Origin of the sequence: Gilliamella sp. W8128 (assembly GCF_016100545.1) — a bacterium.
Lineage (GTDB): Bacteria > Pseudomonadota > Gammaproteobacteria > Enterobacterales > Orbaceae > Gilliamella > Gilliamella apis.
In genome coordinates, this window is record NZ_JACFSE010000006.1 from 27,602 (window position 1) to 39,653 (window position 12,052).

General features: G+C 34.3%; 12 protein-coding genes. 6 read left to right on the forward strand and 6 right to left on the reverse strand.

The genetic code is table 11. The annotated features are described in order from the left end of the window. Positions 1-116: 116 nt before the first annotated feature. The 3 genes from glnS to H3U97_RS07115 all read right to left on the reverse strand — a co-directional run bounded on the left by glnS (position 117) and on the right by H3U97_RS07115 (position 4,067). On the reverse strand, positions 117-1,793 hold the full coding sequence (gene glnS, locus H3U97_RS07105) for a glutamine--tRNA ligase (protein WP_198198608.1): 1,677 nt from the start codon (positions 1,791-1,793) through the stop codon (positions 117-119). Positions 1,794-1,998: 205 nt separating this feature from the next. Beyond that, positions 1,999-3,342: an ATP-binding protein gene (locus H3U97_RS07110; RefSeq protein ID WP_198198609.1), complete on the reverse strand. Its 1,344-nt coding sequence runs from the start codon at positions 3,340-3,342 to the stop codon at positions 1,999-2,001. Further along, on the reverse strand, positions 3,339-4,067 hold the full coding sequence (locus tag H3U97_RS07115) for a response regulator transcription factor (RefSeq protein WP_034901879.1): 729 nt from the start codon (positions 4,065-4,067) through the stop codon (positions 3,339-3,341). Before H3U97_RS07115 ends, H3U97_RS07110 begins: the two co-directional genes overlap by 4 nt. A 161-nt stretch (positions 4,068-4,228) precedes the next feature. Between H3U97_RS07115 and H3U97_RS07120 the strand changes: the two genes are divergently transcribed. The 4 genes from H3U97_RS07120 to H3U97_RS07135 are packed head-to-tail and all read left to right on the forward strand — an operon-like array spanning position 4,229 to position 6,557. Next, on the forward strand, positions 4,229-4,957 hold the full coding sequence (locus H3U97_RS07120; protein WP_065577830.1) for an MtnX-like HAD-IB family phosphatase: 729 nt from the start codon (positions 4,229-4,231) through the stop codon (positions 4,955-4,957). A 10-nt stretch (positions 4,958-4,967) separates the two neighbouring features. Then, entirely contained in the window at positions 4,968-5,801 is an 834-nt protein-coding gene (locus H3U97_RS07125) for a carboxylesterase (protein ID WP_034901882.1), read from the forward strand. After that, on the forward strand, positions 5,801-6,157 hold the full coding sequence (locus H3U97_RS07130) for an EamA family transporter (RefSeq protein WP_034901884.1): 357 nt from the start codon (positions 5,801-5,803) through the stop codon (positions 6,155-6,157). Before H3U97_RS07125 ends, H3U97_RS07130 begins: the two co-directional genes overlap by 1 nt. 1 nt (position 6,158) lies before the next feature. After that, on the forward strand, positions 6,159-6,557 hold the full coding sequence (locus H3U97_RS07135) for a multidrug efflux SMR transporter (RefSeq protein WP_065651308.1): 399 nt from the start codon (positions 6,159-6,161) through the stop codon (positions 6,555-6,557). 62 nt (positions 6,558-6,619) lie between these two features. Here H3U97_RS07135 and H3U97_RS07140 read toward each other — a convergent pair whose 3' ends face one another. The 3 genes from H3U97_RS07140 to H3U97_RS07150 form a co-directional block, all read right to left on the reverse strand. After that, on the reverse strand, positions 6,620-7,492 hold the full coding sequence (locus tag H3U97_RS07140; protein WP_086321223.1) for an arginase family protein: 873 nt from the start codon (positions 7,490-7,492) through the stop codon (positions 6,620-6,622). Continuing rightward, positions 7,489-8,538 (reverse strand): GNAT family N-acetyltransferase, encoded by a 1,050-nt coding sequence (locus tag H3U97_RS07145; RefSeq protein WP_198198610.1) that lies wholly within the window; start codon positions 8,536-8,538, stop codon positions 7,489-7,491. Before H3U97_RS07145 ends, H3U97_RS07140 begins: the two co-directional genes overlap by 4 nt. A gap of 73 nt (positions 8,539-8,611) precedes the next feature. Further along, positions 8,612-10,021: an aspartate aminotransferase family protein gene (locus H3U97_RS07150; protein WP_086356644.1), complete on the reverse strand. Its 1,410-nt coding sequence runs from the start codon at positions 10,019-10,021 to the stop codon at positions 8,612-8,614. A gap of 167 nt (positions 10,022-10,188) precedes the next feature. Here H3U97_RS07150 and H3U97_RS07155 point away from each other — a divergent pair, with 167 nt between their 5' ends. Together H3U97_RS07155 and H3U97_RS07160 are read left to right on the forward strand one after the other, a co-directional pair. Next, complete coding sequence (locus H3U97_RS07155; protein WP_081298796.1) at positions 10,189-10,938, forward strand: MipA/OmpV family protein; 750 nt, start codon at positions 10,189-10,191, stop codon at positions 10,936-10,938. Positions 10,939-11,057: 119 nt separating this feature from the next. Then, entirely contained in the window at positions 11,058-11,966 is a 909-nt protein-coding gene (locus H3U97_RS07160; protein ID WP_065577834.1) for a recombination-associated protein RdgC, read from the forward strand. Positions 11,967-12,052: the final 86 nt, after the last annotated feature.

A 12,052-nucleotide genomic window follows, 5' to 3' on the forward strand; every position in this document is an offset into this window, starting at 1 on the left:
AAGGATTATATTCATACGGCAAAAGTAAGCCAAACTAACCTTCTGACGATGATATCAATAAAAATATAAAGTAGAGTAGATTAATACGCCAACTAGAGTTGGCGTATTGATTATGATTAAGCTTCGTTCCAACTGTCTCTTAATCCCACTGTTCGATTAAATACTAAATTATCTTCAGTGGCATATTTACTATCAAGACAAAAATAACCTTCACGTTCAAATTGATAAGCTTGTTCTGCTTCAGCTTTTTGCAAACTAGGTTCAACAAACCCATGTTTAATAATTAATGAATTTGGATTGATGGTTGATAAAAAGTCCTCTGCACTACCTGGATTTGGAGTATTAAATAGCCGGTCATAAAGACGAATTTCAGCTGGCTTAGCAAATTTAGCTGACACCCAGTGAATAACTCCTTTAACTTTACGTCCATCTTCAGGATTTTTATTTAATGTGGCAGGATCATAACTACAATAAATAGTTTGAATATTACCGTCCGCATCTTTTTCAACACGCTCTGCTCGTATCACATAAGCATTACGCAAGCGAACTTCTTTACCTAATACTAAACGCTTATAATTTTTATTAGCTTCTTCCCTAAAATCAGCTCGATCTATATAAATTTCACGCGTGAATGTCACTTCTCGATGACCTAATTCTGGGCGATTAGGGTGATTTGGCATGCTAAGTACTTCATCTAGTGTTTCCGAAAAGTTTTCAATGACAACTTTAACAGGATCCAGTACCGCCATTGCTCGTGGCGCATTTTCATTGAGATCTTCACGAATACAGAACTCAAGTGTACTCATTTCAACGGTATTTTCTTGTTTAGTTACACCAATTCGATGACAAAATTCACGAATTGATGCCGGTGTATAACCACGGCGACGCAGACCCGATACGGTAGGCATCCGAGGATCATTCCACCCGTCAACAATTTGTTCAGAAACTAACTGGGTTAATTTTCGTTTAGAAGTAATCGCATATTCAAGATTTAATCTTGAAAACTCATACTGATGCGGTCTTGCTTCAATAGTAATATTATCTAAAACCCAATCGTACAAACGACGATTATCTTGAAACTCAAGTGTACAAAGTGAATGGGTTATATTTTCAATAGCATCCGAGATACAATGTGTAAAATCATACATTGGATAAATACACCATTTATTGCCTGTTTGGTGGTGCTCAGCAAATTTTATACGATATAACACGGGATCACGCATAACAATAAATGGTGATGCCATATCGATTTTTGCTCTTAAACAAGCTTTACCTTCTGCAAATTTACCTTCTTTCATTTGGATGAATAATGCTAGGTTTTCTTCAATGCTTCGATCACGATAAGGGCTATTTTTACCTGCTTGTGTTAATGTTCCACGATATTCGCGGATTTCATCAGCAGACAACTCATCAACATAAGCAAGACCTTTATTAATCAGTTCTATTGCATATTCATATAAACGGTCAAAATAGTCAGATGAGTAACAAATTTCACCATCCCACTGGAATCCTAACCAACGAACATCTTCTTTTATAGATTCAACGTATTCGATATCTTCTTTGGCAGGATTGGTATCATCAAAGCGTAAATTACATTTACCCTGATAATCTTGCGCAATTCCGAAATTTAAACAGATAGATTTTGCATGACCAATATGTAGATAGCCATTAGGTTCAGGTGGAAAACGGGTATGGGTTGTTTTATATTTTCCAGCCGCAAGATCTGCATCAATAATTTGACGAATAAAGTTAGTTGGACGAGTTTCGTTCTCTGTCGGTAATACACCGCTCATAAAAAAACCTCTAATTATATATGTTTACTCATGACCAATTTAGAAATGAGATTTTTCTCTTTTATCATTTGACCAAAGAATATAACAAATTTTTTGTTTTTTCGAAACGTTAAAACAAGAGTTTTAAGTTATCTAAAAAATATTGTTATTTAAATCTATATCTTTCTTAATAGTTTTTGATTAAATTTTATTAAATCTGGCTTGATTATTCATCACCTGATTTTATCGAAACCACAAATCTAGCGCCCCCTAATGGACTCGTCACCACAAAGGCTTTACCGTCGTGGAATTCAGCCATTAATTTTACATAAGCAAGCCCTAACCCATATCCGCCAGTTGAACGTGTGCGGCTAGTATCAAGTCGAGCAAAAGGCATAAAAATTTTTTCACGAGCATCAAAAGGAATACCTGTCCCATCATCATCAATCTCTAAAATCACTCGATGATCCTGTTTCGTGATATTCAACACAGCTTTATGTGCAGCATATTTAAACGCATTGAGTAGTAAATTTTTGACAATAGTTTCAGCCAAATTAGTATCAATTTTGGCTTCTACATCTTGACTATTACAAACTAGCTCAAACCCTTCTGGTTTAAATAGTGCTAATGATTGACAAACTTTTTCGCCCCATTCTTTCAACGATACATTAGTAAGATTTAATTCGATGTTACTCTGCTGCATTTTGAAATAATTCAAGCTGGCATTAATTAGCGTTTCAAGTTCGTCAATATCATCGCTCATCCCTTTTTGCAGTAATGCTTTTTCATGCTCATCAGTAGACTCTTCAAGCATACTTAACTCAAATCGCATCCGTGCAAGTGGCGTGCGAAGTTCATGAGCCATTGCATGCGAAATCGTTTGATTGGTACTAACTAAATGTTCTATGTGAGTCCCCATGTTATTAAGTACATTAGCTAACGGTTTGAATAACCAACCTTTCACATTTTCAGTACGTGCTTTTAAATTTCCCTGCCCCAATTGCTCTGCGGTTTGACGAATATTAACCAGATCTTTCCAAACAGCACTAAAAGCAAAATAGATTAAAATAAAAAAGATAATGGCACTAAACAAGGCCCAAATAATAAGAAATACACTCAACGACATGGTATTCGATTCTAATATATCGCGCATTAAAATCGGACCTAGTTGCAATAGATGTCCATCCTTTAAATCAATATAGACAACCTCGTCATCACCATCATAAGCAAAACCGAGTTTTTCTAACTCTTTTTTAACGGAATGAGACAAGATAGTCTGTTCTGGTAAAACTTTTATTGGATAACCAAAAGAAGGCTGTAATTCATTCACTACTTCTTGCAATGGACGTTGCTTATTTTCATCAATGTGTTTACGAATTAAGTTGACAGTTCCACGTTGTGATTCACGAAAAACAATATGATCATCAGGCATATCAGTCAATGACGAAGGCAATGAATCGAATACTAATAATGCACCATAAGCAATAATACATTGTAATGAAAGCAAAATAACGAGATAAAAAACGATACGGCGATTGAAGAATAGCGGTTTAGCTAATAATTGTTTCAATGGTTTTCCCCTTCACGCATAAATAGATAGCCTTTTCCGCGCACGGTTTTAATCCGCGATGAGTTGTCAGGATCATCTAGTAATTTGCGTCGTAATCGAGAAATACGCGCATCAATAGAACGATCGCTACCGTCAAAATCAATACCTCTTACTTGAGAAAATATATCGTCTCGCGATAAAATCTTACCGGCGTTATTTGCTAATAACCAAAGTAAATCAAATTCTGCCGTAGTCAAATCGATATCTTGCCCATCTAATAACACTCTTCGATTTTCACCATCAATAACTAAATTATCAAAGACCAGACTATTATTGTTAAACGAAGTTATTAGTTCCTTATAGCTTTCTTTATCGGTTTCGATCTGTTTTCGCCGTAACAATGCACGAATACGAGCAAGTAATAACCGCGGTTCTACAGGTTTAGCTAAATAATCATCTGCACCTAACTCTAAACCGACAATTTCATCAATGTTGTCTTCACTCGCGGTCATAATCAAAATATAGTTTGTAAACCACGAACGTATATCTCGACATATATCGAATCCAGATTTTTCTGGTAGCATGACATCTAAAATAACTAGATCGGGGTTGATCTGTTGTATTTTTTCTTCGGCACCGGCACCACTATTATGCCAATCAACCATATACCCCTGACGGATTAAATAAACTTGGATTAAATTGGCTAATCTTTCATCATCTTCGATGATTAATATACGTTCACTCATTTTCGGCTCTCTTTACCGTATAATGTGTACTTCAAAATACCTTATTATACAGGTAAATGAAGCCTCGTTACAAAAGATATACAAAGAGCCTACAAAGTTTACGACCGCTATATGAGAGAATTGGCGCCAATATCTATAACTAAGCAATTTTTACGTTAACTATGAATACTTTTTCATCAATTACTAATCACCTTTTTCAGCCATCTTATACTCACCACCAAAACCCTATTATTTTATGTGATTTTGATGGCACAATTAGTGTTAAAGATGTTACTGATACTTTACTTAGCCAATTCGGTCAAGATGGTTGTGATGAACTTGAGGAATTATGGCTTAGCGGCAAAATCGGCTCTCAAGAATGTATGAGTAAACAGATTGCATTAATGGATGCTAGTCTGGATGAACTCAATCAAGCATTAGCAAAAATTGAAATTGATGATAATTTTAAAGCATTTATTAATTACACCGAAAAAAATCATATTCCAGTTCATGTAGTTAGTGACGGCTTAGATTATGCTATCCAATTTGTCTTAAAACGTCATGGTATTGAGCATCTACCTATTTATGCCAATAAGTTAATGCATAATAATCAACGAAGTTGGCGCCTAGAGTTCCCATTTGCCAATAAGGATTGTATTAAACAAAGTGGTAACTGCAAATGCAATCATGTTAAACAACAGCAACATTTCCCTCAGATACTATATGTTGGTGATGGTACTTCTGATTTTTGCGTTTCTCATCATGTAGATCTGGTTTTCGCCAAAGATAAGTTGATTAATTACTGTGAAAAAAACAATATTAAGCACAGTGCTATTGAGAGCTTTGCTGATGTAACCGAAGCATTAAAACAGATGCAACAAACACTAATTCCAGTCATGGCGGTAAAATAAAGGAATAATAATGAGTACAATTGAAGATTTATCTTATTTTTTACCTGGTAATAAAAATGGCGTGCTATTAATTCACGGTTTAACTGGTACACCAAATGAAATGCGTATTTTAGCCAATGGTTTACATAAAGCTGGATTTACTGTGTATGCAATACAGCTAGCTGGTCACTGTGGTACAGAAGCAGATCTATGTAAAACAACTTGGCAAGATTGGTATAAAAGTGTTCAAGATGGTGCTGATTATTTAGCTCAACATGTTGATAATCTGTTTGTCGCAGGTTTATCTATGGGCGCATTATTAGCGTTAAAATTAGCTGCCGATCGTCCCAATCAAGTGAAAGGTGTTGGTGTTTTAGCGCCTACATTTTCTTATGATGGCTGGAGCATGCCATTTTGGGCTAAAAAATTCTTCTTTTTATTAGTCTATTTCAAAAAACTTGGTATTTTTCAAAAAGTATCTTTTATTGAAAAACCACCTTATGGCCTTAAGGATGAACGGATTCGAGCCGTTGTATCTGAAAGTATGTTAAGTGGTGATGCAGCATCTGCTGGATTGGCAGGTAACCCTTTCCCAGCTTTAGCTGAAATGCAGTTATTGGCTAAACATATGCGTCAGGAGTTACCTAAAGTTACCTCGCCGTGTTTAATTATGCATTCAGGTAATGATGACATTGCCAATATTGAAACAAATGCAAAACTAGTTGAAAAACACGTATCAGGCCCAAAACAGTTAATCGTATTAAATGATAGTTACCATTTAATTACCATTGATAGCCAACGCCGAGAAGTGATTAAAGAATGTGCTTCATTCTTTAATCATATTGTAGAAGGAAATCAAGCATAATGTCATCCTTAGTTATTTTTCTTTGGGTTAGTAATATCTGTTTTGATACTTTAGGACAAGTTGCCTTTAAATATGCGGCAATATCACCGACCAATCGAGATGGTTGGTACTATTGGTTGGATTTGGCTAAAAATCATTGGATTTGGGTAGGAATAGCCTCTTACATTGCCGAATTTTTATTATGGCTAGCCTTTTTAACCTTAGTGCCACTTTCACAAGGCGTATTACTCGCCTCATTCAATATTATTACTATCATGTTAGTCGGTCGAATTCTTTTCAAAGAATTACTCACCCTTTATCGCATTATTGGCATGTTATTAATAACTGCTGGTGTTATTTTTGTGGGGATGTCTTAATATGGCTAAGTTCTATTTGATTGGTTTTACCGTATTACTAATGTTTGACACTATTGCCCAGTGCAGTTTCAAATTGGCTGCAGAGCATGCTCAACCGCTTGCGATGAGTTTTGAATGGATTGTTAGGGTGTTTTCTGGCCATTGGATTTATGTATCAATTGCGGGTTATATTTTTACTTTCTTCACTTGGATGACTTTATTAAAAAAAGCACCTGTAGGACCTGCTTTTGCAGCGTCTCATTTCGAAGTCGTCACGGTAATGATTGCATCAGTTTGGTTATTTAATGAACCAATAACATTATTTAAGTTAATCGGAACAATATTGATTGTTTCAGGAATTATGTTTCTAGCATTGGCAGAAAGTAAACTAACTAATAAAAACATTCATAATAGTTATTAATCAAATCTAAATCAAAAATCAAGCCTAGCTATATTTCATTGAAGAATAACAGAGTAACAATACTAGGCTTTTAAAGCATTTAATAATGTTAAATTGAGTTGATGTTGTTCTTGTTGCCAATCATTTAAGTTTTCTAATGATATTTCTGGTTGTTTATCTAATGAACTAAGTAATCGTTTAAACCAGCTTTTCGGTTGCCATATTGATAATTCACCAGTGATATCACTACCAATAATTCGTGGTTTAATTGAGGAAATAGTATCTAGTAAGTGATAGGTTTGCAGTTTTCCTTGATCCCAATTAGTATGAATAACCTCTTCACTTAATACGTCTTTATCTATCGATAAATATATTGGCTTAGTATTACGATATTGCTCAGATAAAAACTGGGTAATCAAATCATCAGGCGAATCAAAATGACGAAAAGCATGATTTAAACCAATTCTTTTCGCCCAAGAAACATTGACATCTAAGCTCCAATAGGTCAGTTTTTTATGAAAAAGTGGTGACCATCTATTTTCCCAAAAATGCCATAAGCCAATATCATTAGAGGTTATGCCTAACACATGGACATGACTCACGAATGGTAAACTTGCTACATAGCTCACCCATGAGCCACAGTGCACTCCAAATAGATAACGCATATTGTCTGGATGATTATCAAAAATAATCACTTCAATTGGATTATCTGCTGAATATTGCTTAGCAAGTTGCTCAATTAGTAATAACGAAATATGATGATAATCACCGCTCCCCATCAATACTGTGCCATAGTTTTCTGGTAATGCTTGTTGTAATTGCATTTTAAATTTTTGGAAATTTTTTTCATTACAACCAAAACGAATTACATCTTGCCACTGCGTGAAATCAATCGTTTTAGCGTCATTAATTTCACCTACGCTTTGATCAAAATTAAGGATAACCGGCAATGTCATGCTACTTTCTCCTTATCGGTTTCAAAATGGCCTATTAATTTACGTAAAATTACTCTTAACAGAGGATTTCGAATATAAACTAGATGTTTGGTTAAAGTAAAACTAGCACCTAACGAAGCTTTAACTTCGGGATCTGTCCAACCGGCGACATAACTACTTAGTTTCTGTTGTAACGCATATTCAAGATTAACAAACCAGCTAACAAAATAGAGATTCAATTCCCGTGCCTGCGGATAAACCATACCAATATACTTATCAATTAGAACATTATTCACCACAAAACAGATGTTATAACCAATTAATTGGCCATTATAGTGATAAGTGAAAATACGCCCATTTGCTGCTTTACTTTGCAATAATTGGACAAAAAATGGCTTGGTTAATAAATCAAAATGGACTTCACTTTGTTCATATACATTAAGATAAAGCTGATAATATAAATCAAGATTAGCATCATCAAAAAAACAGTCATCACCAGTTTGTAAAATATTAATCTCTAATTTTTCACGTGACTTAAGTTTTCTTCTTAAATTCTTACGACGGCTATAGGATAATTTTGCCAAAAAGTCATTTATCGATTCAAAATCGATTGGAACCCACGCTAAAGCTTGTCCTTCAACCTCAATAAAACCATTATCTTTTAATGAACCAATAACCTGTTTAGAATATTGATTATCCTGCTTACTAAGTAAAGGCGAGTCAGAAGGTAAATCTTTTACAATAGTAAAAGGATATTTCTTTGCATATGCCGTTTTAACATTATCAGCTAATTGCTGCGCATTCACTTTATCAGTTAACAAGCTGTATTCAGAAACTGTCGTTCCGACAAAACATGTCCTTGGTTGTAACCAATGTCGCCATTTCCGATAAAAAGGCAATTTATGAACTTTATGTTTAAAATCATTATCGGCAGTTGTGAGCAAATCAAACTTAGCAGAAAAAGCTGGCACGCCATCTTCACTCATCCAGCTTGTAAATTCTTGTGGTGGATGAGAAATAAAATTATTGATTAGTTCATTTGGTTCTAGTTGGTTAATATATCGCATAACTTTCTATAAAGGATCGGGTATAACTAGAATCCCGCTAACACATATTAGCGGGATTATTTTGCTTTAAGACTTAAAGTTCTTTTTTAGCTCGAGTAATTAATTGGTCAAGTAATTCAATACCTTGATCGATTTCTTGACGAGTAATATGTAATGAAGGAGCAAAAGTGATAACATTTTTGTAATAACCACCAATATCAAGCACTAAGCCCATTTTATTACCTTTCCAATCAAGATCACCTGACATACCGATATCAACCATTTTATCAACTAATGCTTTGTTAGCTGTAAAACCGTCATCGGTACAAATCTCAGCACGTAGTGCAAGACCTAAGCCATCAACCTCACCAATTTCTTTATGTTTCTTCTCAAGTGTTTTTAATCCTTCAAGGAAGTATGCACCACTTTCCATCACCATTTTTTCGTAATCGGTTTCTGAAGTCATTTTTAATACTTCTAAACCAACCGCAGTACCTAATGGATTTGAAGCAAAAGTTGAATGTGTTGAACCAACTGGGAATACTTCAGGATTAATTAACTCTTCTCGAGCCCATAATCCTCCAAGTGGATTTAAACCATTAGTTAATGCTTTAGCGAACACAACTACATCAGGTTTAACATCAAAGTGTTCGATTGACCATAGTTTACCAGTACGATAAAAGCCCATCTGAATTTCATCAACGACTAATAAAATACCATATTGATCTAAAACTTTTTTCAGACCTTTAAAGTAGTTACGAGGCGGAACAATATAACCACCCGTTGCTTGTAATGGTTCTGCATAAAATGCTGCATATTCAGCTTGTCCAACTTTTGGATCCCAAACTCCGTGATATTCTGTTTCGAATAAACGAGCAAATTCAGCGACTAAATGTTCACCATATTCTTCTGAAGTCATTCCTTTAGGGCGACGGAATGGATATGGGAAAGGAACAAACATAGCACGATCACCAAAATGACCATAACGACGACGATAACGATAACTTGAAGTGATTGATGATGCACCAAGAGTACGACCATGGTAACCACCTTGGAAAGCAAACATTAGTGATTTACCGCCGGTAGCATTACGCACTACTTTTAATGAATCTTCAATACATTGTGAACCACCAACATTAAAATGCACACGGCCTTGGTAACCAAATCGTTTTTCCATACCTTGAGCAATAGTTTTTGCTAATTCAATTTTAGTTGGATGAAGATACTGACTTGCACATTGCGGTAAAGTATCGATTTGTTTTTTAAGTACATTATTTAGACGCTCATTGGCATAACCAAAGTTACAAGCTGAGTACCACATTTGTAAATCAAGAAAGGCTTTACCTTCTTTATCATACATGTAGCTACCTTCACAGCCATCAAAAATCTTCGGTGGTTCAACGTAATGCACGGTATCACCAAATGAGCAATATTTTGCTTCATCAGCTAATAATACTGCGTCGTCAGGGCGACTGTTAATCATTTCTTTAGTTGGTTTACTCATAATTTATCTCACTAATCCATATTCAAATATGACAAAATGTGGCATTATTATCGGAGAAAAGTGATTGTAACAATGTACAATTACTGTATAGATTTTGTGACGACAGACTTGAGATAAAGAAATCACAATAGCTCTCGTAAACCATATCACTATGAATAGGTATTAAAATGAAAAGAATAAGCTGTATAATTTCGCTATTATCAATGTGTTCTCTAGGATATACGCAAATTGTATCAGCAGAATCTAACTCATTGGGAATCGGTCTAGGTTGGTCAACTTCACCATATAAAAGTTATAGTTCAAACTACTATCCTATACCACACATTGATTATGACAATGGCTCGTTTTTTATTGATGATCTTTCTGCTGGAGTTTATGCACTCAATGATGATAATCAAAGTCTATCCTTTGGCGCTCGCTATTTAGCTAATGAATTTAAACCTCACGATTCTGATAATCATAAACTAAAACAGCTTGATAGCCGCCACTCAACCCTACTTGCTGATATTGAATATTCACTTAATACCAATTGGGGAATTTTTTCTAGTAGTATTGGCGCTGATATCCTTGATAATAGTAATAGTATTTTAGTTAATGCTGATTATACTGTGCCTTATATTGAAAATAATTTGATTGTTGCACCAACTATCGGTATAAATTGGGCAAATAATAAACATAATGACTATTATTATGGGATTTCGCACAAAGAATCTGCACGTTCAGGCTTAGGTTATTTCAATGCTGATAGCTCTTTTACGCCTTACTTTGAAATTGCGGCTCAATATTCGTTAACAGATAATATTGCAACCTTTGGTGGAGTCCATATTGATAAACTAACAGGCGATGCAGCCGATAGCCCAATGGTTGATGATAGTACGGTAACATCTATTTATATGGGTGTATCTTATAAATTTTAAAGAATTTTTTATCAAATCTTATTACTAAGGCGATAATATATTATCGTCTATGAAATTTTTATTATAAATCGTTATGATAAAATAAACTTCATAAAGCAAATTTTTGGAAATATAACACTATGCTTTGGTTTAAAAACGCAATTATTTACCAACTTAATAATGACAATTTACTTGATAAACAAACTATTGAACAAGCGCTTAAATCGGCTTCATTTTCGCCGTGCGGTAATTTAGATACCACTAAGATGGGATGGGTTTCGCCTTATAATGATAATAACTTAGATAATTTCATTATTGATATGCAAGGACATTTACTGTTACGGATTAAAAAAGAAACTAAAATATTACCAGCGCCAGTAATTAAACAAGCACTAATTGATAAAATTGATAAACAAGAGAAAGCATTAAGTCGAAAGCTCAGCAAAAATGAAAAAGCAACACTAAAAGATGAAGTAATGATCGATTTAATGCCTAGAGCATTTAGTAAATATAACCATTATTGGTTATGGATCGATACTGAAAATAGAAGAATTATTATTGATTGTAGTAGTTTTAAACTAGCTGAAGATATTTTAGCAATTTTACGTAAAGAGCTTGGATCTTTAGCATTAACCCCATTATCAATTGATAAACCACTTGAAAAGATAATGACTACTTGGGTTAAAGAAAAGTTAAATTTCCCTCCTTTTATACTAGGTGATGAAGCTGAATTAAAAGATCCACTGGAAGGTAATGGAATTATTAACTGTAAAAACCAAGATATTACTAGCGACGAAATGTTAGTTCATTTAGATTCTGGTAAATGGGTAACCAAACTTAAAATTATTGATGAACGTGGTATCAATTTTATTATAAACCCAGACTTTACATTGAAAAAAGTAAAATTTGATTCTATTATAATGGACGAAAATGAAGATATTGGTTCTGATGAGTTTGATAAACGACTTGAAGCGGATTTTTACATTATGGCCAATACTTTATCTAACTCTATAAATGATTTATATATTACAGTTAATAAAATTGGTTAATGCCAATTAAAGTTATTTAATTTTTAAAATGTAGGATTATTCTATCTAGCTTTGCGCAATTTATGTGCTATAATTAAAGCTAGATT